Raw genomic sequence first — 22,751 nt, 5'->3', positions numbered from 1 at the left:
TCGATGTCTTCATGAATTGAAGGGTCTGCTTCCTCGAAAGATTTTGTAAGCCATGTTCATGCGACAATAGGCATCTCCGAAAAGCACGCAATGCGACTTATCCAGACATATGTAAAATTTGGAGAATGCAAAAATGTAGAAATTTTAAATGCAAAGCCTACTGTGCTTTATGAGCTAGCTTATAGATGCGCTGATGCTCAGCTTGCCGAGTTGAAGTGCGGCAAACGACTGCAAGTCGGATTTAGTTTACGAGGCACTTCATCTTTAAAAGTAAAGGATGTGGTCAGAAGAAAATTAGAAAAAATTCCTCTCGAGAGAGAGTTGGCAACTTTTTTGGAGAAGACTCAAGATGAGATTTCTAGGTTTCACAGAGTTATTATCAGCAAAAATGCACTTGATGAAAGAGTGGCTTTGAAGGAAACGGCTAAGGAGACTATGAAATGTCTAAAAGAACTCAGTTTGATACTTTAACTATTTCAACAGCAGTTTATAAAAAAGCTTTGAGATATGCCCTTTCTCTTAATGAGGTTGGATTTCTATTTTTTGGCAAGGGCAGTAAAATTACCAAAGTTGTCAGAATCAAAAATATTAATCCAAATAAGAAGAATCGTTTTTCATGGGACAAAAAGTCTTATGCCCATGAAATATCAATGCATGGAAAAAGTTTTGATCTAGTTATCGAAGGTCATAGTCATAGTAAAATTAATCATCTAAGGACGCCACCTTATGATGACATGAAATACTTCAGAAAAGGGCCGCACCTAATTGTATTTCCATTTGAGAAGAATATTTTGTGCTGGGAATTTCCGTCCCTTCGTAAAATTGCTGTAAAAAGCTCTTCGACTAGCCTATCAAAAGACTAGTTACATTCATAAAATAGGCGTACGTCTGGTGACCTCCTATCTAAATGGAGGCATATTTATCTAAACTTAAATTTATGTGCTAACTGACAAGGATACAAATGAAGATCACTCAGCTCAAAATAATTAAGTCCAACCTATTCGGCGAATCGTTGGAAATAGATCTTTCAGATAAAATGACATGCATTATGGGCGGACGAGGTACTGGCAAGACCACAATATTGACACTAATAAAGTGGTGTTTAACTGACGATACGCTTTTTGCAAAGAATGAGCTTAATCTAATCAAGTCAAATTTAGGCTCTGGAGTGGTTGAAGTTACCGTAGAAAGTGAATCTCAAAAGTATATCTTTCTAAAAAGTTGGGGTGACGAGTTTATAGTCAAAGATGCCCAGAATAATATTGTAAGTGATATTAGCAATATTTTTTCCGGTAAGCTAATTGATTACTTCTCATCTGGTAGCATTGAGCAAATTGGCACAGACCCTTCACAGCGCATGAAGATCATCGATGGCGCAGTGGGCTCAAGGATTGATGAAATAAATAGAAATCTAACCGTACTTAGGGCTGAAATTGAGAAAAATCAGTCAGAAATCTTCTATTCTCGAGAAGAGTATAAAGGAATTAATCAGGAGATTTCTCAGTTATCAAACGTCGAAGCTCAGCTCAAAGAGGCTCAGGAAAACCTTGCTAAGAGCACAGCAAATGAAAAGGAGAAAGAAGAGTTTGATAGCGGATTAACAATGCAAAAGGTCAGGCACCTAGAGGCATCAGATCTCAAGTCGTTGGGTATGTATATTAGCGAGTTGATTTCCAAGACAGCTAGTTTTCATGCATTTTTGCAACAACACTCTTCTTCCTTAAAGACTTTAAAGCAGTCGCAGAATCCCCAAATAGACCAGCAGATAAAATTGATTGAGGGATTAGTAAAAAGTGTATCATCTGCAACCGAGCAAATCACGCAAGAGGCTAATAGTTTTAAGAACGGTCTACAGCTCATTACTCGAGAGTTTTCAGATAGGCATCAGGTGGAGGACCTACACTTTGCTGAGGTTCGCAAGAAGCTAGAATCAAATAGGGAACTTTTCCAAAAAGTAGCGGCTTTAACTGAAGCTATGACGAAGTTAACTCTATTAAAAGTAAAATTGAATGAACTTATTGAACGAGGAAAGGCACTAGTTGAAAAGAGAAGAGAATATTTAGACAAGCTGCAGCAGATGTACCTAGAGAAAACAAGAAATCGCATTTCGTTGGCGGAGTCATTAAATCAAAAAATAGGTAAAGATATCAAAATTGCAGTCATGCCAATGGGCGACAAAACTGCCTTTGAAAACTTCATTCGTGAAATGGTGTCTTTAGGTAAGATGAAGATAACAAACGAACATCTTATTTGGGAGCTTTCTTCCCCGAAAGAATTCCTTGTAGCCCTGGGCGAAAACAAAATAGCAGAATTTGCAAAGCAACTAAACTTATCTACTGAAAGAATTGAGGCAATATCGAAAGTTATCTCTTTGCATGATAAGAAATTTGAACTTGAGAGTATAGTTTGTGATGACCTTATCAATTTCTATCTTAAGATAGATTCATCCGACGACCAGTCTTCTTACAAACAGACTGAATATTTATCGCTTGGGCAGAGATGTACCACGGTTTTGCCTATCCTTTTTTCGATAGCAAATATTCCATTAATTATAGATCAGCCTGAAGACAATTTAGATAATAGATTTGTCGCTGAAACAATTCATCGAATTATTAAAGAGACAAAAGAGGACCGGCAGCTCATTTTTGTTACACATAATCCCAATATCCCAGTTGTTGCCGATTCCGAACATAACGTATTTATAAATTATAACGAGGGAAATTCAGCCATATTTAATTGTGGAACAGTGGAGGATGTGAAGGAATCCATTGTGAGTTTGCTTGAAGGAGGACGACAAGCTTTTACTCAAAGAAAGATTTGTTATGGAATCGAAGATTGAGCAAAAGATTAGAGAATCCAGAACAAACGTTGAAGATTTGTATGGAATATATCGAGAAATCCTAAATCTTGATTCTACTTATGCAAACAAAGAAAAGTTGCTTGTTCTTTTAAAGAGCAGATCATTTGCTGTTGGCGTTGATATGAGCAATCTCATTATCCCGAAACAACCACGAACAAAAGTTAAGATTATTCGGGATAGTGAGCCGAATATTGATGAGAACTCGAGCCCTATTGTTCCTGTAATCAACGCAATCGATTTGAGTTTTCAGGAGTCAGCTAGTAGCACTATTGACGCCGCGGAGTATGATTTTTTATCCAGGCAATTGGGGATCATTGAAGAGAATTTCTCTTTTCTTTTTCCAGTCGTATTGAAAAGCGGAATTCAGATAGACGCGTTTAGTTCCATCTTTATCTGCTGTAGTCAGATTTCGGTAGATTACATGAATACATATTTTGCTGATGATCGCCATGTTTTTAGGTCCTGCGATAATTTACCTACAGATATCGAGAGTGTTAATGCATATATTTTTATCTTGCTATGGCCCCATGATAAAAAGGGAAATCAAGAAGCTATAGAGAAGATAAAAAAGATAAAAAATCTTAAGCATCTTGATTTTAAGGCATTTGAAAGAAGGGACTCTTATTGGAGAGGCGAAACATATTTTGCCGACGAGATGAGTGCGTATCTCGAGATTAGTTACGACTTCCCTATTGTGAACATGCATTTATTGGTAGACCAAGAAAGGCTTATTCGTACAGCTGTAGGTAGTCCGACAGGTTTTCTTACTTACAAGGTCTTACATGGTGGATACACTGGTGCTTTGGTACTAGAGGTGTCTAGCGTTGGGAATGGGCATGCGAGAAAGAAATTTGTTTTAAAAATCGATAGAAAGGATAAGTCATGGGATACGATTCGTGAGGAGTTTAAGAATTTTCAAAACCATATTGAGAATATCCCTCTTGCTGACGGAACGGTTTTGCAAGCCCAGAGATTTGAGTACGGAGAGTGGGAGGCGATAAAATACCCGTACGCTTCTAAAAACTCCACAGGCGATTCGGTCTCTTTAGGTTCCTCCTTAAAGGGTGCTAAATCCAAAGGTGAAATGAAGAGTATTGTCTCGAAAATATTTGAACATAGTCTGATAACAAGTTGGGCGAAGACATTCTCGTCTAAGAACGAAGCGCTTTTTGACTCCTATAGAAAACTAGATTACAAAATCGAGAGTTTTGACCGGATTGTTGAGTTTCAAAAAAAGTATAATTATGACGATGTTTTCGACTTTGAAATATTAAAAGAATATTTTAGAAAACGATATGACGTCATTTACTGTATATCCCATGGCGACTTCCACATCGAAAATATCAGAGTAGATGCCATTGAGTCGAAACAAGATGTCTTCTTTATTGATTTTGGTAGGACCGGTCAATATCCGATGGGAATTGACCATGCCGCACTTGAGTGCTCAATACGGTACGGCTTCTTAGGAAAAGATTATCGGATAAAAGACCTGGTAAAGATGGACGACGAATATTTTGATAACTTTTCTGAATTGCTATCGTTAGATTCTGAAGGTGACCTATCAAGGGTAAACTATATCATCTCATTAATTCGAGAAGCTTATCTTAATGGTTTTCCTAATCATCATCGTCAGCTTGCTGAGCAGCAGTATTACCACAATATTTTCTCTGTATCGTCTTGGTTAATGAATAAAGACAACCTGAATAGGCAGTACATATGGGAAATTTTAAAAAGAGTTTACGAGAAGAATTTGAAATTAGCGCTTAAAAGCTGAAAGTACCAACTACAGCAACAACTACAAACCAACTACAACACCCGTTATTTTGCGGGTTTTTTCGGGATATAACAAAGTGAAAGAGAAAACCTCATCCGGCCTAACTCTTTGATTTTATTTATTTTTAAATTTGATTTTTTCTGACTGATCTAACTGACTAAAATGGCGGAGAGGGAGGGATTCGAACCCTCGGTACACTTTTGGTGTACGAGCATTTAGCAAACGCTTGGTTTCAGCCACTCACCCACCTCTCCGCGGTCGGCTTTTTCAGCTGAGGATCCAAGTTGCCATAGCCGGTTGCTTTAATCAAGGGCTTGCCCGGACCATTTTTGTAATTTTATCAAGAATGCTTGATTTTTCCCTGGCCGCAGTCTATCTATACTTCTCTTTCACAGTGCACTCGTAGCTCAGCTGGATAGAGTACTTGACTACGAATCAAGTGGTCAGAGGTTCGAATCCTCTCGAGTGCACCATTTTTTCTCCTTTTACTTCCCACGTTAAAGCTAGCTAGTCTCAACTCGCCGAGTTAAATTCGGGTGATGAAGATCTCATTTGTTCTTAAAATTTCCATGATGCTGATTGCTTTGGCAGGGGTTCTGTACGCCATCCGGGCTTTAAATACCGGGGGTGTGGCTGATAAGCTTTCGGACCCACAAAGTGCCTTGGGTATTTTGATCGGCAGTGACTATCGGCCTTATAATTGGTGCCCGGAAAAGACCACCAGGGTGGATGTTTTTGCTCAAGACGGCTCGATCTTGAAGACCTTGGAAGCTCCGGCCGACATCAGCGCGGTGTGCGAAATTATGATGGGGGCTTTTTCCAGCGAAGGTATTGAGGAAGGCTCTTATCATAAGGTTTTGGCTGCCCATGGGATTGCTGAATCTGAAATCGTGATTCTGGAGGGGGTGGCTGGGAAGCCGGTTTTCCGCGTTAAAGGGATGCCTTTTAGCTCACCCATGCTTTCCAAGGCTTTGGATAGGCTTGCAGTCCCTTAAGATTATTTCTGTTTGACAAGAACAGGCCAAAGCCGCTAATTTAGCCCTTCACCGAGTTCAGAAGTAGCTCAGTCGGTAGAGCAAGCGGCTGTTAACCGCTGGGTCGGGGGTTCGAGTCCCTCCTTCTGAGCCATTTATTTTCAAATAAATGTGATTAAGAAAACCAAGTCCGTAAGGCTTGGTTTTTTTATTTTTAAGCCCCCGAAAGTTCGATAGCATAAAACTCTGAAATAGGAGTTTGCCGTGAAGTTTTGGATTTTCAGTGCGTTGATTCTTCCCTTCCAAGTTCTTGCTTCTGCCCCCTCTTTTCAGGAATCCCTTGCGGGTATTAATTCACATCTGAAAAAAGCCGCCAAATTTGAAATTCCAGCGGCTAACGACAAAGACCTCTATTTGCGCATGGAAAAAGCCCTGTCTTCTGAAAACCCGGAACAATCGCTGCTGACTTTAGCCAATGAGGGTGATTTTACAACATGCTCCGCTTTTCATTCCACGACCGTGTCCGGGCTGTTGCCAATGACGGGTCTGTTGGAAATTGCGAAGAAGATGAACGCGGATGCTGTCGCGGCAAAATCCTGGGAACAAACCCTGAAGCTTGCAGATCTTTGGTGGAATTTTGGTAACTGTGAAATGCCGGTGATTACCGGTCAGATCGGCATGCTGCTTTTTAAGGACACGCTGACGGAAATGGCGAAGCTTTCCAAAGAAAACATGAGTGATGATGATCGTGCGAAGCTTTCCGAACTTAAGCGTAATATTCAGAACTGGAGCCCTTCTGCCCATTTGGAAAAAGACTTCCGTTTTGAGATGGTTTTGACCGGAGCGTTGCTGCTGCCAGAGCTGAAATCAGGAAAATTTGAATTTAATAAAGAAGAGCTTGAGGAAAGCACCGAGGAAAAAACGCTGTTCGGATTCTTTGGTCTGATTCAGCTGCTATACCCAGATGGCCACGGTACTTTTGATTGGAACGAAGGCGCCAAACCTGTGGCGGCGGTGATAGACCAAATCAAAGGGGCGAAAAATCCTGCTGTGACTGTGGGTAAGGCCGTTGCGGAGCAGGATGCAAAATATCTGAAGTCTTTTTACGAAGAGCTGAAGCTGCGTGATCAGGGTGTAAAAGCGGCCAAGGATCTGCTTAAAGACAGCAAGGCCAATGAACTGATAGCGACCCTGCAAAAAGATGAAGAGCTATTAAAGGCCAAGCGCGAACTTGCCCAAAATTATAAGGACAGGTCCGCCTTTGTGATGGCGGTTTTGGTTTTCCGTCTGACAACCCCGAACTTTTCCAAGTCCATTGATAAAAAGGCGCAGGCCCTGCAAAATGATCTGGTTAAGCTGATCAAGCCACTCTAGGCCGAGAGCCTTTTTTGGGGGCCTTTTGTAGCATTTTCCTGTAAAGCCCTATTTGTCTCAAAGTGACCCAATTGGGCTCCGTTTCGGGGTCCAAATCGTTTATATTGCAAATGAGCCATCTTTCCCCAAGGCACAAGCTTTGTATTATCGGATCTTCGGATTAGGTTTACTGGACGTCTGCTGGAGGACTCATGCGCCTTATTAAATATCTCCCACTTATCGCCTTTTGGGGCTTTACAGCTTTCACCATGAAGGCCGGCGCAGACGTTAAGAGCTATCGAGAATGGAAAACAGAACGCGTTCAGACCGCTCAGAACAAAGTCATGACTCTGAAAGCCCAGATCGACCTTAAAAAGTCCGGCCGCAGCCTGGCAAACGGCACCGATCCTAATATGCTTCACAGAGGCGGGTTGGAGGCGGTCTCCACTCAGGATATGTCCGTGGAAAAGCTGGAAAGAGAGCTTCGTGAGGAGGCTTATGACCTGGAAGTGGCCAAGGATCTGTCTGTGACGGATTATTTCGTGGGCTATCTCACCAAGGTTCAGGACAAAAAGACGGCTTTCAATGAAGTGGCTGGCAAACTATCCCCTGAAGAGGTGGCGGAGCTGATGACGGCCTATGCGAACTCAGTTTTCGGGGCTCATTCCGCAGATCTGCCGGTGAGTGCGAATAACTTGTCCAAAGATGGCATCAAATAAGTCTTTGTAAATCCTTATAAAACTATAATCTTCAGACCATTTCTTAAGCGCCGCAGCATCAAGTTTTTGCGGCACCCGACCTTGACTCTTTTCAGAGGCGATTCATATTAGCTTCCGTACAGTTTTTCATTAAAAACGGAGGCATAGTATGGCTAAGAACGAAATTGGCGTTCGTCCACTTCACGACAGAATTCTAGTTCGCAGAATGGCGGAAGAAGAAAAAACCGCTGGCGGTCTTTTCATCCCTGATACTGCAAAAGAAAAACCACAAAAAGGCGAGATCATCGCTACTGGTAAAGGTCGCGTAACTGAAGACGGCAAAGTTTTGCCTTTGGAAGTTAAAGTCGGCGATAAAGTTCTTTTCGGCAAATACGCTGGAACTGAATTGAAACTGGATGGCGCAGAATACCTGATGATGCGTGAAGAAGACATCCTGGGCGTATTCAACTAAATCATTATCTACTCCAGCTTCGCTGGAGTGAATCAGACTTAAACGGAGAAAATCATGAGCAAAGTAATTACATTCTCAGAAGACGCTCGTACACACATCCTTAAAGGTGTGAACACTTTGGCGAACGCAGTAAAAGTAACTTTGGGACCTAAAGGTCGCAATGTTGTTATCGATAAATCTTTCGGTTCTCCACTGATCACTAAAGACGGTGTAACTGTTGCGAAAGAAATCGAATTGGAAAATAAATTCGAAAACATGGGCGCTCAGATGGTTAAGGAAGTTGCTTCCAAAACCAACGACGAAGCTGGTGACGGTACAACGACTGCCACAGTTTTGGCTCAGGCGATCTATCGTGAAGGTGCGAAACTTGTTTCCGCTGGTCACAACCCAATGTCCATCAAACGTGGTATCGACAAAGCGGTTAATATCGTTATCGACGAATTGAAAGCCATGTCCAAGCCGGTAAAAGGTTCCAACGAAGTGGCTCAAGTTGGTTCTATCTCTGCAAACAATGACAAAGAAATTGGTCAAATGTTGGCAGATGCTATGGATAAAGTTGGCCGTGAAGGCGTTATCACTATCGAAGAATCCAAAACTGCAAAAACGGAAGTGACTGTAGTTGAAGGTATGCAATTCGACCGTGGTTACCTGTCTCCATACTTCGTGACTAACGCAGAAAGAATGGAAGCGGTTCTTGAAAACGCCTACGTTCTTGTTTACGACAAAAAAATCTCTTCCATGAAAGACATGATCGGTATTCTTGAAGGTGTTGCAAAACAAGGCCGTCAATTGTTGATCATCGCTGAAGATGTTGAAGGCGAAGCATTGGCAACTTTGGTTGTTAATAAATTGCGTGGCACTCTTCACATTGCTGCTGTTAAAGCTCCGGGCTTCGGTGACCGTCGTAAAGCTATGCTTGAAGACATCGCGATCCTGACTGGTGCGAAAGTGATCTCTGAAGACGTTGGTTTGAAACTTGAGGCGGCAACTGTTGCTGACCTGGGTGTTGCAAAACGCATCGTTGTCGATAAAGACAACACAACAATCATCGATGGTTCCGGCAAAAAAGCCGATATCACTGGTCGTGTTGCTCAGATCAAAGCTCAAATCGAAGAGACTTCTTCTGACTACGACAAAGAAAAACTGAAAGAGCGTTTGGCTAAATTGGCTGGCGGTGTTGCGGTTATCCACGTTGGTGCTCCGTCTGAAGTTGAGATGAAAGAGAAAAAACACCGCGTAGAAGACGCTTTGAACGCGACTCGCGCTGCCGTGGAAGAAGGTATTGTTGCTGGTGGTGGTACTGCTTTGCTTCGTGCTTCCACTAAGATCGACAAATCCAAATTCGCGGAAGAAGAGCAATTCGGTGCGACTATCATCAAACGTGCTTGCGAAGAGCCTATCCGTCAAATCGCAGCAAATGCCGGTTTGGATGGCGCGATCGTTTTGGATCGTATCCTTCAAAATAAATCCGTTACTTGGGGCTTCAACGCTTACTCTGACGAATACACTGATCTGATCAAAGACGGTGTTATCGATCCAGTTAAGGTTGTTCGTTGTGCTTTGACTAACGCAGCTTCCGTTTCCTCTTTGATGCTGACTACAGAGACTATGATCGCTGAAGCGCCTAAGAAAGAAACTGCGGCTCCTGCAATGCCAGATCATGGCGGCATGGGCGGTATGGGTGGCATGATGTAGTCTTCTGACTACTGAATACTGCTTAAACGCAAAAAGCCTGGGCTTTAAAACCCAGGCTTTTTTATTTTCTAATAACTTAACTCTTAGAATAGATACTGAACCCCACCGAACAGGGTCGTCATCTTGTGACTGGTGCTGGTCGCCGGGTCCGCACGCTGACCGGTTCCGGAGAAATCCGTGCTGTAATTTTCCAGCATCAGCTCCCCGCGAATTTTAAATCTTGTTTTCATGCGATAATCGACAAAGAAACTGAATGAGTTGATCTTGCTGTCAGAGGAAGACCCGCTGTCTTTGCTTTCACTGACGTTTGGATTCATATAGAAATCAAAACGCCCGCCAATGTCCACAGGAAGCTCTTCAGACAGGGGGAACTGACCGGCTAAACTGATCAGGAAACCGCTATAGTCCATCGATGTAAAGGTTGTTGGGGTGCTATTATCCACCGAGAACTTAGTGGTGTTGTAACCCGCACCGACTTGCAGCTTTGGACCAAAGAAGTCGCTGGTTAGCAGGAAATTGTATCCCGCAGAAACACCGTACTGCCCGACTGACATATTTAAAGAACCCGGGGAGGAGCCGGTTTGATTGTTGTCTATGGAAAATACGGATTGTCGCAACTGAATACCCAGATACCATTCCGGGTTCAGCCACAGTTCACCGCGAACTAAAATATTTGGTGTCAGGTTGTTGCTGCCGCTGACGGAGCCTGCTGTGACAAGGCTGGTATTCTGGGTGTAGTTACCAAGGCCGGCCATCAATTCGATTTTTCCGAACTGCGGAGGCATCGTAGGCAGCCATTCCTGCGGGTCTTCGCCGAAGGCCACATCTTTATCTGGACGTGTGCTGATGTCCTGCAGAATCTTTCCTGAAGGTGTGGTGATCGGTGTTGAGTATTTTACGAACTCGTCCGGCATGACCTTGGAACCAACGGAAATGACGCCTGGGTCTTTTTCCATCTCGATATAGCCAAAGCTTAGATAAGGTTCCACCTTGAAAAGCTTTACTCGGCCCAGAACTTCTTTTTCGGTGCTGACCATAAAGTTCAGTTTGGGATGGCGATTGACCTTGATGATCTGAACCACGGACACGCGGCTTTCGGGCTTTAAGCCATAGTTGCTGCCCAGATTCAAAGTCACCTGCTGACCACGACGGCTTAAGATCGTCGCGCGGAAAGGCATGCGGTATTTTAAGTTTTCAAACAGACGGCGAACTTCGTTGCGGATTTCAGCTGTTTCAAAACCTTTGTAATCGGTTAAAGACTCCTGTAGCAATGGCAGACCTTCACGACCCACAAAAAGTGTCAATGTGATGGAAATACCGCGAGGTCCGCGAATGATCTTGGAAGTAAGCGCAGCCTCACTCTGAGTGCTTTGCAGAATTTGTTGTACGTCGGATGGGTTTTCATCCAAAGTTTCTGATTTGATTCTTAGATCTTTTGGAAAATTGGCAAGCGACCACTGTTTGTCATCATTTAGAAGTCCACGCAGTTCTTCTTCTGCGGGCTTTGCGTAGATGCCACCCACATTGTCAGTTGTGGGAACAAGCACGATGGATTTGATGGCAAGATCTTGGTCCGCTGCGCTGACATATGTGTTCTGGGCATTGGTCTGGGCCTGTGCCGTCGGGCAGATTGAAATGAAACAGGACGCGACGAAGAGAGAACTCAGCAAGAATGATTTCATGTTTTTATTCTGCACTGCCTCTGAAAACAGGTCAATTTGACGTCAAGTAATACGGACCGAAAGCCGAAAGATTTCTTATGAAGTCTTCATTTTCTTTTTTGATTTTTGCAGCTCTTTTATCCCTGGCCTCTGAGTCTTCTGCCCAAGTGGGTCTGGAAGGTTTTTCTTCAGGACGTTATGAAGTGCGCAAGTCAAATCAACGAAGACCGGCCTCCGAAACCGCGCCTGTTGTAACAGACTCCGACGGTATGGCTGTTCGCACTCTGAAAGCCAGTGAGCTTGAGGCGGAAGAAAAAGCTCGCAAAGAAGCCGAAGCTAAGAAGGCTGCAGAAAAAGCGGCCGCCGAACAAAAGAAAATAGAAGAACAGAAAGCCGCCGAGGCTACGGCAGTGGCGCCAGTGACTCCGGCAAAGCCGACTGTGGAAAAGGCCGTGGATACTGACTCGTCAGAAGTCCAGGAGCCGGGGATTGGTGAGCAGGCAGAAAGCTTGTTTTCAAATAAAGCTGGCAAGATCTATGAATTCTATCGCGAGCAGATCCATCCTGATGATATCCGCAACAATCGTCTTGAATTGGATGTTATGCCAGTGGTGGCTTACAATGATTCGCAATCCAACTATGGCTTCCGTGAATATCAAAGCTTCTTCAATGCTCTGAACATTCGTGCGAATGTTTGGTTTACGCCGTTGATTGGTGTCAGTGGTCGTATTCTATTCTCTTTCGCCGCTGATGTGGATTCTGTGGCTGCGGATCAGTCCCGTGTTCCGGCCAAATATGAAATGGTGGATCTAGGGGTGAACTTCCGTAAGTTCTTTGGTGTTTCCCGCAAGGCAAACTCTTTGGAGTTTTCAGTGCTTTTGAGTGACAGCAAAATGACGGTTCCAACAGATAACACATCCCGGGCGCGTTTGAAAACGCAAGGGTTGGGTTTGGGGTTGAAGGGACGCATCCCGACGTCCGCAGACTATGCCTGGACGGTGGGGGGATCATTCTTCCCGCGTTTGCAGCATTCGGAATCAGAAACGGGTGTTGCTATCGAATCCGGCGCTTTTGAAGAAAGTGTGCGTGTCGGCCTGGATGTCGGCGGGGAATGGAAGTTTACGCGTGAAAGTCAGATGATTTGGAACCTGGGTGTCAGTGTTGAACGAAATATCTTTGACGGCGCAACAGGCATTCCAGACCCAAGTACAGGTCTGACTCCAAACAATGTCAGTGTGACAAACGCCTTCTATATGCTTTCTCTGGGCTATCGTTGGGGTCACTAGAATCCTCTCATCAAAAGCCGTTCAAGATCTTATACTGGCATCATGAAGATACGTTTTGCTGTTGTTGATGATGCCGCATTTCTGCGAGAGCTTATAAAAAATATAGTCGTTTCTGAAGGTGGCATTTGCGTGGGCGAAGCCTCCAATGGAGATGAGGCCGTGGCATTGGTTCAATCAACCCTGCCCGATCTGGTTTTTCTGGATATGGTCATGCCACTTCGGAACGGGATTGAGACAGCGAAAATTCTGAAGGAGCTTCATCCATCCATCAAGATTATCGGATGTTCGACAATTGATCAGGAAGAGCTTGTGCAGAAGGCCTTTGAGGCTGGCTTTGATTCTTATCTGGTGAAGCCGTTTAGCAAAGATCAAATTTTACAAGAGATTTCAAAAGTATTACCGCATCTGGGAGAATCCACTCATGGAAGAACTTAAGTTTGTAACTAAATGCCTGGCATTCACATCGTTGATGGTTGTGCTGATGCAGGTTAAAGTTGGTGGCGCATCAGTTGAGTCACACACTTTCCGCTGGTTGCAAGGCTCAACGGTTTCTCAATACATTCAAAGTGCAGCGGCAGGTGGAGCGATGGCTTTGCGTAATTTAGGCAGAGGTTTGGGTGATGGCGTTGCCAGCACGGTGGACGGCTTCCAGGAAGGCGCACACGAAAAGGCAATCCGCTAGTCCCTTTTTTAAAAAAGGGGAAGGGAGAGCGACCGTAAGGGGGGATAGTCACTCTCCCTAGGGGGCATATTCAAGTCAGCAATCTTAGCGAGTTCCGCGGACCGCTGTTTCTTTACCAGAGTTCGTGTTGGCTTTGGCAACCTTTGCAACGCGAACTGGATTGGTGTTTTTGAAAAGGTCGTTTGTGGCAGAAGCAACTCTGTGAGAGCACTTTGGATTTGCCATTGCAGCGGATGCAAAGACCATCAAAGAAACTGCGATTGTAGCTTTCACGATTTTCTTCATAAATACTCCTTTGAACCTATAGCTCTCGCTATAAATACTTAATTAACAGCTCAATGAAGGCTATTGCATCGCTTGTGCCAGAGATTTCGTCTCAGAGTGAGACAAATAGACGGGTTTCAGGGCAAAAAGAAAGGGCTTTGGATGACCAAAGCCCTTTTGTGTAAGGCGAGTGTTAAGAATCTAGACAGAAATTAGCGGGTCCCTTTAACTCCGGACTCCGTGCCGGAACCCGTGGATGGGCTGCCTTTGCCTTCAGAGAACGGGCTGACTCTGCTATTTGTGTTGTCCATTGGACGACTGCCGTAACCAGCGCCAGCGCCAAAACGGCGGGCAATACATTCGCGGCAGATACCGGTGGCAGAGACACTGCTTTCTGTGGCTTCGCTGGAGCGGGCCTCATTTGGGTCGTCCCCCGGATTCACAGTGCGTTTAGAGTCATCTTCCTGAGCAAATGATGTTGCACCCACAAAGGAGGAGCCCAGGGCCAGCATAATGGAAAGAACCAAAAGTCTTTTCATATAATCACCTTCTCCTTAGAGATACAGTTCCGCTGTTGCGGGGGCAATAATGTCCAAGAGGTTATTAAAGGTACTGGCAACTTGCATTGCCACAGACGGCCCCTCTTTACTGTCAACTTTGTTGATCTCACCGTTCTGTTTATAGCTTACCACAATAGTTCCCAAACCGGGACGGGTAACTACGGAAGGTTTTCCGTAACGTTCCTCGTACTCGATTTTAACGACCTTCTTGGCCTGATCTGTAATAGTTGCAATGCGGCCGCGGGCATCGTAGGTCATGTTGATCTTCTGCCCGTCAGTGTTCTGGGCATAGTTTAGATTCCCTTTGCCATCGTATTTGAACTGAGTGGCCTTAACCGCAGCTTTGGCACCTTTCTCATTAAAATACGTACTGGTTACAGAGCTGACTTTTTTAAACTTGGGATCATACTCAAATGCCATTTTAACATTCGGAGCAGCTTTTACCTTCACCAATCCGTCAGAATAGTATTCGTAAGAAATACGATCCGCATTACGACGAATGGAAACCGGTTTGCCGAAGACTTCATGATAAGTGATATCTGTGACGTTGCCGCTGACAGTGGTCATCACACGTTGCAGGAAGTACTGTCCGTCAGGACGCTGCTGGTGCCAGAATTCATACTTGTTATCTGCAACCACTTCTTTGCCACAGGTCTTTTTAACTGTGGACCAGTAGTGATTTTTTGGGTCATTTTGCGAAAATTCATAGCTGTAGGACTCGATACACTTGTCCCGGTCCGCAAAAGCCACAACCCAGTCATTCTTTTTGTCGTATTTGATAGCGACAAATGTTTTATCCGGCCATGAAGCTTTGGTTAGATTGTGAAGCTCATCGTAGTCGTAAGTGTATGTTTTCAACCAGGCATTCTTAACAGAAGCCAGATCATCCAGATTTGCGAACTTGTATTCTGCCATCAGTCCGTTGGGGCCTGTGATGGATTTTACCTTTTTGTTCTGGAAGTATTTGAAGTTCAGACGGCGGCCATTGTTGTCCTGAATGGTGGCAATGGTGTCCTTGTCGTAATCAAACTTCAGGAAGTTGTTATTCTTGTCGTAGATATGAGTCATCTTGCCCTGAGGGTTGAAGCGCTGGGCGCTGCCATCGGGAAGATTTCGTGTATAGTAGGTCTTATTGAAGATGAAGTGCTCAACCTCGCGGCCGTTAGCGTAGAACTTGGTTCCTTCTTTCACCGGCACAGTGATTTTGTAGTGGTTGGCGTATTCAGAACGAAGGCTGTCGTCCTCTAAAAGCTGGGCTTTCAGGCTTGTGATAGCGGCTTCTGTTAAGCCGACTTTCTTTTCCGCCTTCATTTTGCCGATGATCTGATTGATTGTGCCGTCCACTTCCTTGCGGGTGATTTCTCGAGGAGAGAAGGTCACTTCCAAACCACCACCGCATTCTTTGACTTTGATATTGCCTTCAGCGGTGATTTCCATCGCTGTTTCAAAATCAGAGCACCAACCGAAGCCGAACATACCATTGAAAAGAGAGCGGCTGTTGTAAGTGCGAACGATTTTCAGATCATACCCACTGCCTGGAACATCCATATCAATCCAGGTGTTTGAGTAGTTGGCATTTTTCATGTCAACAAGCGCGTACGCCTGTGCTGAAAAAAGAAAGGCGAACGCCAAGAATACTTTCTTCATTATCGATACCTCTTCCTTGAAGCTGACAAACTACACTTTAATGGTAACAAGCTTTTTAATAAGCACGCCACCGATAATTTGCAGACCAAGCATTGCCACAAGCAACACTAGACCTAAGGTTGTGCTAAACATGGGCTTGATGAAGGTGGGATCAATGATCGAGAAGACAACCATCAGGATAAATGGAATCAGCGTGACGATAATCCCCTGCATGAGGCCTTGTGCTGTCAGAGCCTGAATTTTTTTCTCGACCTTTTGTCTTTCACGCACAACCAGTACGATGGTCTGGAATGTTTCTGCCAGATTACCACCGGTCTCTTTCAGGATATTGATGGAAGTTACAAACATCTGCACATCCGGACGGGGAATGCGATTTCCCAGGTCATTCAGTGCGCTTTCAAAGCTGTCACCAACTTGCATCTGATACAGGACCTGAGCAAATTCCTGACTCATGGGATTTCCCATGATTTCTACCACACGTTTCATGGATTCCTGTGGATTGGAGCCGGCTTTGATCCCGTTGGCCATGATTGTCAGTCCATCCACCATCTGATCAACAAATTTGCCGCAGCGTTTTTCATAGATCAAACGAACCAGCAGTAGCGGAAGCTGCCAGCCAGCCACTGTGATCGAAGCACCGAAGACAAATCCCATAAGAACATTGGGCCAGAAGATCAGAAAAGCCAAGGCCCCCAGACCGAAGCTCATCATCAGGATCAGGATGGTGACTTTCTTTTCGTCAACATCCATGCCCATGATACGAAGCAGACGCATGACTTCATCACGTTGTCCAAGACTGCGCTTGTGCAACCACGCGATGGCCTTATCCGCCCAGGCGATCACAATGACGAAAACGCAAAGGCCAAACAGAGGAATCATGATCCATTCGTTAAACAGGAAGCTCATAATCTATCCTGACTTTTTCACCGGAGCGATACCGGGCATTTTTGGTGCCATGGCCGCCGGGATTGGTGGTTTGTTTTGCGCAGGGGCTCCTGCCGCCGCAGGGTTACCCGCATTTGGATCATTGGCAAAGATCTCGCGGGGAATCACAACGCCTTTGTCACTCAGCTTTTGAATGAAGCTTGGAATTGTACCCGTGGCTTGGAACACACCTTGAATTTTTCTGTTTTTGTCGTAGCCGGTTTCTTTGAAACGGAAGATTTCCGCCAAAGTTACAATATCACCCTGCATACCTGCGACTTCTGTGATGCTTAGAATTTTACGGCTACCGTCTGACAAACGGGAAATTTGCACAATCAGATTTACCGCGCCGGCGATCTGTTCACGGATGGCGCGGATAGGAAGATCCATACCGGACATCAGGCACAGTGTTTCCAAACGTGCGATACATTCACGCGCCGAGTTGGCGTGTGTCGTTGTCATGGAACCATCGTGACCGGTGTTCATGGCTTGCAACATATCCAGCGCAGCGCCGTCACGGCACTCACCGACGATGATACGGTCAGGACGCATACGCAGGGCATTTTTAATCAGGTCACGGATATGAACGGCGTTAGAGCCCTCCATGGAAGCCGGACGGGTTTCCAGACGCACAACGTGCTCCTGTTGCAGTTGCAGCTCGGCCGCATCTTCGACCGTGATGACGCGTTCATTGGACGGAATGTACGAGGACAGCATGTTCAGCAAAGAGGTTTTACCTGAACCGGTACCGCCGGAGATCACCACATTCAGACCGTTTTCCACACAAATACGCAGGAAATCGATCATGTTCTTGGTGATACTTCCATAGGAAATATACTTATCAGCGGTGATACCGCCTTTTTTAAATTTACGAATTGTCAGTGCCGGACCGTCAATGGCCAAAGGCTCAATCACGGCGTTCACACGCGAACCGTCTTTAAGACGGGCATCCACGTAAGGGGTGGAGTCATTGATCTGACGACCCAGTGGGGTCACGATACGCTCGATAATACGGCGCAAATGATCATTGGAGGTGAAGGTCACAGGGCTTAGCTGAACCTTGCCGCTTTTTTCCACGAAGATTTTCTTAAACCCGTTCACCATAATCTCGGTGACGTCACTGTCTGCCAGAAGGTCTTCCAAAGGACCCAGTCCCAGGGCCTCTTCCAGAACCTCTTTGATGATCTTAGAGCGCTCTTCACGGGACACGTCCGGAGCTTCGCGATCCACGATCAAAGTGATTTCCCGCTTGGTCTTTTCCCGAACTTCTTTTTCTTTATTTTCATCCTGCTTGGTATCGACCAAAAGTTTTTTCAGGTCCACTGTGCGGATCAGTTCATTATGGATGCGAATTTTAAGCAGTGTGCGGGAATCCATCCCTTGTACAGCCAAAGCGCCGCCGCCGTCGGCTGCCGCAGCAGCAGGAGGTGTGGGTTTTGGGCGGGCTGTTGTTTTAAGTCTTTGCAGCACGCCACCAGTTAATTTTCTGGCGACATCATAGTAAGCAGCCGTGATCGGAGCTTTTGGGGAGGAAATCACAAAGGGTGTGTACTTTTGCAGGGACATCATGGATGTCGCCTCATCCTGTGGAATGATTCCCAGGAAAGGAAGCTGTAACTGATTTGAAATGGTTTGTGGCGACAAGCCTGTTGGGGAGGCCTTGTTAATTACGAGCTGGAACATATCCTTGGGGAATGTTGCCGACAGAAGCTCGTTCACCAAACGCTGGGTTTGCGTGACAACCAGAACTTCAGGAGTGGTGACGATCATGATCGCGGTGGCTTCCTGAAGGACCGCCATTTGTGCAGGCCCCAGATCCGTGCCCACGTCAACCACGACGTACTTAAAGGCGCGACCAAAGAAATCCAGAAGTTTTCCCAGCAGATCCGGAGAAATATTCAGGCTTTCTTCCGGTCCGCGAACAGCGCCCAAATAAGCCAGGCCGGATTGGTGCATGGTCACAAGAGTGTTCATTGGCTGGGAGTTTAATGAACCTTGGAAGCTGGCAAGTTCTTTCAGAGTCTTTTGTGGTTTCAGACCCATGATCACGTTTTGATCGCCGACGCTCTTGGCATCAGCATCAATTAAAAGAACCTGGCTGCGGAGTTCATTCATGATGGTGCATGCGAAATTGGCTGCGAATACGGATTTACCGACGCCGCCTTTACCGCCCACCACTGCGATGAGATTGCAATTAGGATTGATAGCCAAAACAGACCTCCAGCTTTCCTATCGGCTGAAACGGGAGGTCCGTTTACGAGACCTTAATCGCGTAAACGGAACTTCTTCTTAATTTGCTCGGAACCAGCGCTCGCGGAAGTTTTCACGATCGGGGTGACAAAGACCACGAACTGGCTCTGTTGTTTTACGAAGTCTTTAGAGGCGTACAAGCTGATGATCGGGTTTTTCTGACCCGCTGGACGATTGTACCCTGTGGAAGTCGAGTTGCGGATCAAACCACCGACTGCGGCACTTTGACGATCACGGACCGTGATGGCCGAATTCATTTCGTTGGCACTTGTGATCGGAGCTCCACTTGGCGTGTTACCCAAAAGGCTGGACACCTTAAAAGCCATTTCCATGGCAACACTGCCGGATTTTTCACCCATCAGTCTTGGTGTGATGGATGTGACGATACCCACTTCCGCAAAGGCAGTTCCTTGAGTGCCATCTTTGCCAATCACCGGATAAGGCTGATTGGTGATTTGTTTGATTTCACCCTTTTTGCCATCTTCCACGATCAGGCTGGTGCTTTCCAGCACGCGGGCATGACCATGCTGTTTTGCCCAGTTCAGCTTAGGCAGCAGGTTGGAAACTGTTCCTGTGATGGAACTCAGAACCCCACCTGGTGTGTCGCCACCGGTTTGGAAAGTCATCGTTGAATTGTCACCCAGTTCCGGAGTGAACTGGAATTTGAAGGCCTTGGAATAATCCTTGTTCAGTTCCACATAGTGAACCACCAGCTGGATCATTTTTGCCGGAGCCGCCGCCGGAGCTGCTTTGATCTGGATCAGGTTGATCACACCATCATTGGCCGGCTTACGTTTTTTGATCACACCTTTTTCCTCTGCCGCTTCGATCACGATGTCAGGAAGATAGGTTTTTGCAATGATCTCGGCACGTTTGGACTCTTCGTCTGAATTTGCCCAGCCTTGCAGAATGATCTTTTCGTTAACAGCACGGACTTCAATTTCCGGATTGTTGATATCACGGGCAATGAATTCCGCAATCTTCTTCTGCGCCAATGGACTTAGTGTCACCAGCGAGGAAGCCTGGTCACCGAACTGCTGAACGACGTTATAGATACGTGCCAGATCCTTTGGCAAAAGAATCTGACCATCGACCACCACGCGGTTGTTGACGATCTTGATGTTGATGCCTTCGATGTCACCCAGAAGGGCGCGCATTTCGCGAACAACTTTATCAAGCTTGCTTTTCTTCACGTCGATGCGGAATTCAGCGACGATCTTGCCATTTCGTCTGTCGTGAATGGTCAGGGTTGCAAAGCCTTCACTCTTTGGAGTAAAGCGCATGATATTCAGATCTTTGGCGTAAGAGGCTGTCACAATTCGACGGAAGTCGCCTTTGAACTCGATGCCTTCAGGAAGAGGGGGAAGCTTCTCATCCTGCTCGATGCCAAGGGTCAGATTGATGAATTTACGGGAACGATAAATACCCTCTTCACCCGAAGTGGATGAAGTTGGTGCGGCTTCCAGTTCTTCCTGGGCCCAGGCGATGGTTCCACTGAGCAGGAACACACTTAACAGGCTTCCTGCGATCAGATTTTTACGTCTCATAAATCCCCCTTACTTCCCCTAAATCAGACCCATTACAAAGTTTGAAATCCGTTGGCGCGTGGTCTTTGTGCTGGCGGAGGTGCAACTCGTTGTTGTTGAACTGGTGGCATTGGTCGTGGTGGCATCGCAATGGCAGGCGGAGAGGCCTCCATGGATACAACCGGTTTCCCCAGCACGCTGTCCGAAGTGGAGCTTGGCATACGTGGCGGAATTGTTCGGTCGCTTGGATTTCTCAAAGCCATGAACAAGTTCCCTGGAGCAGTCGAAAGGATATAGAACAAATCCTGGGCTTCCTTGGGTGTCGCTTCAACCGTGATCGTGGTGTACTTGGTGTCACCCGTCAGTGCGATCTGAGTCAGATTTTTCCCGGTGGAATCCAATTCAAACATACGTGGGATATTATTCACAACACTCACGCCTGTTGCCAGAACGACAACGTCATTCATCATGGTGAAAACTTCACGGCGTTGATTGATCCCTTTGCCGGAATCCACTGCGGCATAAATATCAATACGATCACCGGGACGAATCAGTTTTGCCACCCCACGAACTTCATCGACCGGGATGGTCACAGCACGTTTGCTTGGTGCCACTTGCAGGGAGATCCCTGTGTCCGGGCCCGGAGTCAAAAGATTGTTTTTTACAATCATCTGACCTTTACGAATTGGTACAGCGGCCACGTTACCGATGATTTCATCAGGAACCGTGATGGCGTCAGGCTGAATGAAGTCCGCCGGAAGTTCTTTGGTTTCAACCATGGTGTCATAGACTGTTTGCATTTCTGCGATATCTTCCTTGGCCACAACAACACGCTTGGTGGAACCAAAACGCTTGTCGTATTCGGCTTTCTTCTCTTGGGAATAGCTGTAGAGAAGGAAGGTGGCAAAAACCCCTGCTGCGATCGAAAGCCATAAATTTCTAGTCTCGTTTGATCCCATAAAGTCCTACTTCTCTTATGTGCCCGTGCATCCGGCGTTAAGGCAGATTCCGTAAGTTGTCTTGATCCAAATAGGGTTCACTGCGACACCCTCGTTTCTTCCCCCGGGAAGATTACGAACTTTTTCGTGCTCACCCTTGGTGTTTCCGGTGACTTCGGCAGCTCTTTTTTGGAAGGTGAAGAAGTCAATCAGGCGGGCACTGGCAACCCAGTCTTGTCCCTTTGCATTTTCTGACAAAGTTCCATGAACGCGCATACCTATCTTGTTGTAGGTGTATTGCAGCGTGGCCGGGTCATTACTGATGGCGCTAAGATAATTCAAGTTCGCTCGGTTGCGGAAAGTTTCAAAGGCGTAGTTTCTCGAGGCAATAGAATTCAGAATGCCAGTGTGAATCGCCCCAAAGAAACCCAGGGAGAAATTCACCAGCAGAACAATAACAATGATAATAGGGATGAGCTCTAAAACAGCCATCCCTTCTTCATTTCTTAAAGAGGATTTACGCTTTTGCTTCTTTAGCATCCGTTATCCTCCATAGGTATGTAGTCGCCAGTATTGTTGCCCAATTCTTTATAGCGTGGGTCGAGATCCAAAAGGGCTGAGTAGCGCTTTTTGACCTGCCCCTCCCAGCACTCCTGACGAGTGGGTTCACGGATAAGAAAGCCTGTGATTTTGGCGGAAAACCCTGAGTCATCTTCACTGGTGGAACCCAGGAAAGCGACCTTCAGACTAAGCAGTTTAGGTTTAAAATCAAAGCGCACGCCGACTTGAGGTACACGGCCTTCAGCACCCTTGTATTCATCGGCAAAGTTATTCCCGGTGCCGCCACCGCGAATTTCAATCTGTGGAGAAAGTTGGAACCAACCGCCGTCAGGTTTGTTGAAAAGAGGCTTAAGGACGGGATTGTTAATCAGGGCCAGATATTTGTCTTTGCCCATTTGTTCCTGTTTGGTTTGATCGACGTGACCTGCAGCATGCGCACGCGAGGCGGAAAAGGCGATATACTGTGCCACTTCAGCCATGGACAGAGTGAAATTCAGTGCGAAAAAGACAATGCAAAGCCCCACCGAAATCACGATGGCAAAAATGAATTCAGCGGAAATCATCCCGCGTTCATTTTTTAAGATTTTTGCAAAGCGCTTGGTTTCGCTCATTTTCTCCTCTTTGAA

Annotated in this window: 22 protein-coding genes and 3 tRNA genes; 14 read left to right on the top strand and 11 right to left on the bottom strand. The window is 45.8% G+C overall.

The genetic code is table 11. The features are described 5' to 3' along the window. The first annotated feature begins 90 nt into the window (after window positions 1-90). From EZJ49_RS05255 to EZJ49_RS05240, 4 genes are all read left to right on the top strand, one after another. Window positions 91-471, top strand: coding sequence for a hypothetical protein (locus tag EZJ49_RS05255; protein ID WP_262554978.1), 381 nt, complete (start codon window positions 91-93; stop codon window positions 469-471). Continuing rightward, entirely contained in the window at window positions 441-863 is a 423-nt protein-coding gene (locus EZJ49_RS05250) for a hypothetical protein (RefSeq protein ID WP_262554977.1), read from the top strand. Before EZJ49_RS05255 ends, EZJ49_RS05250 begins: the two co-directional genes overlap by 31 nt. A gap of 98 nt (window positions 864-961) precedes the next feature. After that, window positions 962-2,839, top strand: a complete 1,878-nt coding sequence (locus EZJ49_RS05245; protein ID WP_262554976.1) for an AAA family ATPase — start codon at window positions 962-964, stop codon at window positions 2,837-2,839. Then, a complete protein-coding gene (locus EZJ49_RS05240) occupies window positions 2,823-4,634 on the top strand; it encodes an ecdysteroid 22-kinase family protein (RefSeq protein WP_262554973.1) in 1,812 nt (603 codons plus the stop codon). Before EZJ49_RS05245 ends, EZJ49_RS05240 begins: the two co-directional genes overlap by 17 nt. A gap of 163 nt (window positions 4,635-4,797) precedes the next feature. Here EZJ49_RS05240 and EZJ49_RS05235 read toward each other — a convergent pair. Next, window positions 4,798-4,888, bottom strand: a tRNA-Ser gene (locus EZJ49_RS05235). 142 nt (window positions 4,889-5,030) lie between these two features. Between EZJ49_RS05235 and EZJ49_RS05230 the strand changes: the two genes are divergently transcribed. The 7 genes from EZJ49_RS05230 (at window position 5,031) to groL (ending at window position 9,826) form a co-directional block, all read left to right on the top strand. Then, a tRNA-Arg gene (locus EZJ49_RS05230) sits at window positions 5,031-5,107 on the top strand. Window positions 5,108-5,173: 66 nt separating this feature from the next. Next, window positions 5,174-5,629 carry a hypothetical protein gene (locus tag EZJ49_RS05225; protein WP_262554972.1) on the top strand — a complete coding sequence of 152 codons (456 nt, stop codon included), beginning with the start codon at window positions 5,174-5,176 and terminating at the stop codon, window positions 5,627-5,629. 57 nt (window positions 5,630-5,686) lie between these two features. Further along, window positions 5,687-5,762, top strand: a tRNA-Asn gene (locus EZJ49_RS05220). Between the two features lie 110 nt (window positions 5,763-5,872). Then, the gene (locus EZJ49_RS05215) at window positions 5,873-6,982 is read left to right on the top strand and encodes a hypothetical protein (protein WP_262554970.1); all 1,110 of its coding nucleotides are present in this window, start codon (window positions 5,873-5,875) and stop codon (window positions 6,980-6,982) included. A gap of 191 nt (window positions 6,983-7,173) precedes the next feature. Continuing rightward, complete coding sequence (locus EZJ49_RS05210; RefSeq protein WP_262554968.1) at window positions 7,174-7,680, top strand: hypothetical protein; 507 nt, start codon at window positions 7,174-7,176, stop codon at window positions 7,678-7,680. Between the two features lie 163 nt (window positions 7,681-7,843). Continuing rightward, complete coding sequence (gene groES / locus EZJ49_RS05205; protein WP_316963679.1) at window positions 7,844-8,131, top strand: co-chaperone GroES; 288 nt, start codon at window positions 7,844-7,846, stop codon at window positions 8,129-8,131. Between the two features lie 54 nt (window positions 8,132-8,185). After that, the gene (gene groL / locus EZJ49_RS05200) at window positions 8,186-9,826 is read left to right on the top strand and encodes a chaperonin GroEL (protein WP_316963676.1); all 1,641 of its coding nucleotides are present in this window, start codon (window positions 8,186-8,188) and stop codon (window positions 9,824-9,826) included. Window positions 9,827-9,909: 83 nt separating this feature from the next. Here groL and EZJ49_RS05195 read toward each other — a convergent pair whose 3' ends face one another. Continuing rightward, on the bottom strand, window positions 9,910-11,508 hold the full coding sequence (locus tag EZJ49_RS05195; RefSeq protein WP_262554964.1) for a hypothetical protein: 1,599 nt from the start codon (window positions 11,506-11,508) through the stop codon (window positions 9,910-9,912). 77 nt (window positions 11,509-11,585) lie between these two features. On the opposite strand from EZJ49_RS05195, the gene EZJ49_RS05190 reads away from it, so the two are divergent. From EZJ49_RS05190 to EZJ49_RS05180, 3 genes are read left to right on the top strand one after another with little or no spacing between them, the layout of a single operon-like run. Further along, complete coding sequence (locus EZJ49_RS05190; protein WP_262554962.1) at window positions 11,586-12,773, top strand: hypothetical protein; 1,188 nt, start codon at window positions 11,586-11,588, stop codon at window positions 12,771-12,773. 42 nt (window positions 12,774-12,815) lie between these two features. Further along, on the top strand, window positions 12,816-13,208 hold the full coding sequence (locus EZJ49_RS05185; RefSeq protein WP_262554960.1) for a response regulator: 393 nt from the start codon (window positions 12,816-12,818) through the stop codon (window positions 13,206-13,208). After that, window positions 13,195-13,455 carry a hypothetical protein gene (locus EZJ49_RS05180; RefSeq protein ID WP_262554959.1) on the top strand — a complete coding sequence of 87 codons (261 nt, stop codon included), beginning with the start codon at window positions 13,195-13,197 and terminating at the stop codon, window positions 13,453-13,455. The genes EZJ49_RS05185 and EZJ49_RS05180 overlap by 14 nt, the downstream gene beginning before the upstream one ends. A gap of 84 nt (window positions 13,456-13,539) precedes the next feature. Here the strand turns inward: EZJ49_RS05180 and EZJ49_RS05175 are convergent, their stop codons facing one another. The 9 genes from EZJ49_RS05175 to EZJ49_RS05135 all read right to left on the bottom strand — a co-directional run bounded on the left by EZJ49_RS05175 (window position 13,540) and on the right by EZJ49_RS05135 (window position 22,736). Continuing rightward, window positions 13,540-13,740, bottom strand: coding sequence for a hypothetical protein (locus EZJ49_RS05175; protein ID WP_262554958.1), 201 nt, complete (start codon window positions 13,738-13,740; stop codon window positions 13,540-13,542). Between the two features lie 191 nt (window positions 13,741-13,931). Beyond that, window positions 13,932-14,258, bottom strand: coding sequence for a hit locus (locus EZJ49_RS05170; protein WP_262554956.1), 327 nt, complete (start codon window positions 14,256-14,258; stop codon window positions 13,932-13,934). 15 nt (window positions 14,259-14,273) lie between these two features. After that, window positions 14,274-15,926, bottom strand: coding sequence for a YD repeat-containing protein (locus tag EZJ49_RS05165; protein ID WP_262554954.1), 1,653 nt, complete (start codon window positions 15,924-15,926; stop codon window positions 14,274-14,276). Between the two features lie 30 nt (window positions 15,927-15,956). Next, entirely contained in the window at window positions 15,957-16,832 is an 876-nt protein-coding gene (locus tag EZJ49_RS05160) for a type II secretion system F family protein (protein ID WP_262554952.1), read from the bottom strand. A 3-nt stretch (window positions 16,833-16,835) separates the two neighbouring features. Next, window positions 16,836-19,061 (bottom strand): ATPase, T2SS/T4P/T4SS family, encoded by a 2,226-nt coding sequence (locus EZJ49_RS05155; protein ID WP_262554951.1) that lies wholly within the window; start codon window positions 19,059-19,061, stop codon window positions 16,836-16,838. A gap of 53 nt (window positions 19,062-19,114) precedes the next feature. Then, on the bottom strand, window positions 19,115-20,647 hold the full coding sequence (locus EZJ49_RS05150; RefSeq protein WP_262554948.1) for a type II and III secretion system protein: 1,533 nt from the start codon (window positions 20,645-20,647) through the stop codon (window positions 19,115-19,117). 32 nt (window positions 20,648-20,679) lie between these two features. Further along, window positions 20,680-21,585, bottom strand: coding sequence for a Flp pilus assembly protein CpaB (cpaB, locus tag EZJ49_RS05145; protein ID WP_262554945.1), 906 nt, complete (start codon window positions 21,583-21,585; stop codon window positions 20,680-20,682). A 15-nt stretch (window positions 21,586-21,600) separates the two neighbouring features. Further along, entirely contained in the window at window positions 21,601-22,104 is a 504-nt protein-coding gene (locus EZJ49_RS05140) for a hypothetical protein (protein ID WP_262554943.1), read from the bottom strand. After that, window positions 22,098-22,736 (bottom strand): hypothetical protein, encoded by a 639-nt coding sequence (locus EZJ49_RS05135; RefSeq protein ID WP_262554940.1) that lies wholly within the window; start codon window positions 22,734-22,736, stop codon window positions 22,098-22,100. Before EZJ49_RS05135 ends, EZJ49_RS05140 begins: the two co-directional genes overlap by 7 nt. Between the last annotated feature and the right edge of the window lie 15 nt (window positions 22,737-22,751).

The organism is Bdellovibrio bacteriovorus, assembly GCF_025558485.1.
Lineage (GTDB): Bacteria > Bdellovibrionota > Bdellovibrionia > Bdellovibrionales > Bdellovibrionaceae > Bdellovibrio > Bdellovibrio bacteriovorus_G.
This window is presented reverse-complemented; position numbering and strand designations above follow the sequence as displayed.

What these genes read in the sequence shown, in the direction of transcription:
- EZJ49_RS05255 (WP_262554978.1), top strand. Translation starts at nt 91, where the DNA reads ATGCGACTTATCCAGACATATGTAAAATTTGGAGAATGCAAAAATGTA.
- EZJ49_RS05250 (WP_262554977.1), top strand. Translation starts at nt 441, where the DNA reads ATGTCTAAAAGAACTCAGTTTGATACTTTAACTATTTCAACAGCAGTT.
- EZJ49_RS05245 (WP_262554976.1), top strand. Translation starts at nt 962, where the DNA reads ATGAAGATCACTCAGCTCAAAATAATTAAGTCCAACCTATTCGGCGAA.
- EZJ49_RS05240 (WP_262554973.1), top strand. Translation starts at nt 2,823, where the DNA reads ATGGAATCGAAGATTGAGCAAAAGATTAGAGAATCCAGAACAAACGTT.
- EZJ49_RS05225 (WP_262554972.1), top strand. Translation starts at nt 5,174, where the DNA reads ATGAAGATCTCATTTGTTCTTAAAATTTCCATGATGCTGATTGCTTTG.
- EZJ49_RS05210 (WP_262554968.1), top strand. Translation starts at nt 7,174, where the DNA reads ATGCGCCTTATTAAATATCTCCCACTTATCGCCTTTTGGGGCTTTACA.
- groL (WP_316963676.1), top strand. Translation starts at nt 8,186, where the DNA reads ATGAGCAAAGTAATTACATTCTCAGAAGACGCTCGTACACACATCCTT.
- EZJ49_RS05195 (WP_262554964.1), bottom strand. Translation starts at nt 11,508, where the DNA reads ATGAAATCATTCTTGCTGAGTTCTCTCTTCGTCGCGTCCTGTTTCATT.
- EZJ49_RS05190 (WP_262554962.1), top strand. Translation starts at nt 11,586, where the DNA reads ATGAAGTCTTCATTTTCTTTTTTGATTTTTGCAGCTCTTTTATCCCTG.
- EZJ49_RS05185 (WP_262554960.1), top strand. Translation starts at nt 12,816, where the DNA reads ATGAAGATACGTTTTGCTGTTGTTGATGATGCCGCATTTCTGCGAGAG.
- EZJ49_RS05180 (WP_262554959.1), top strand. Translation starts at nt 13,195, where the DNA reads ATGGAAGAACTTAAGTTTGTAACTAAATGCCTGGCATTCACATCGTTG.
- EZJ49_RS05175 (WP_262554958.1), bottom strand. Translation starts at nt 13,740, where the DNA reads ATGAAGAAAATCGTGAAAGCTACAATCGCAGTTTCTTTGATGGTCTTT.
- EZJ49_RS05170 (WP_262554956.1), bottom strand. Translation starts at nt 14,258, where the DNA reads ATGAAAAGACTTTTGGTTCTTTCCATTATGCTGGCCCTGGGCTCCTCC.
- EZJ49_RS05165 (WP_262554954.1), bottom strand. Translation starts at nt 15,926, where the DNA reads ATGAAGAAAGTATTCTTGGCGTTCGCCTTTCTTTTTTCAGCACAGGCG.
- EZJ49_RS05160 (WP_262554952.1), bottom strand. Translation starts at nt 16,832, where the DNA reads ATGAGCTTCCTGTTTAACGAATGGATCATGATTCCTCTGTTTGGCCTT.
- EZJ49_RS05150 (WP_262554948.1), bottom strand. Translation starts at nt 20,647, where the DNA reads ATGAGACGTAAAAATCTGATCGCAGGAAGCCTGTTAAGTGTGTTCCTG.
- cpaB (WP_262554945.1), bottom strand. Translation starts at nt 21,585, where the DNA reads ATGGGATCAAACGAGACTAGAAATTTATGGCTTTCGATCGCAGCAGGG.
- EZJ49_RS05140 (WP_262554943.1), bottom strand. Translation starts at nt 22,104, where the DNA reads ATGCTAAAGAAGCAAAAGCGTAAATCCTCTTTAAGAAATGAAGAAGGG.
- EZJ49_RS05135 (WP_262554940.1), bottom strand. Translation starts at nt 22,736, where the DNA reads ATGAGCGAAACCAAGCGCTTTGCAAAAATCTTAAAAAATGAACGCGGG.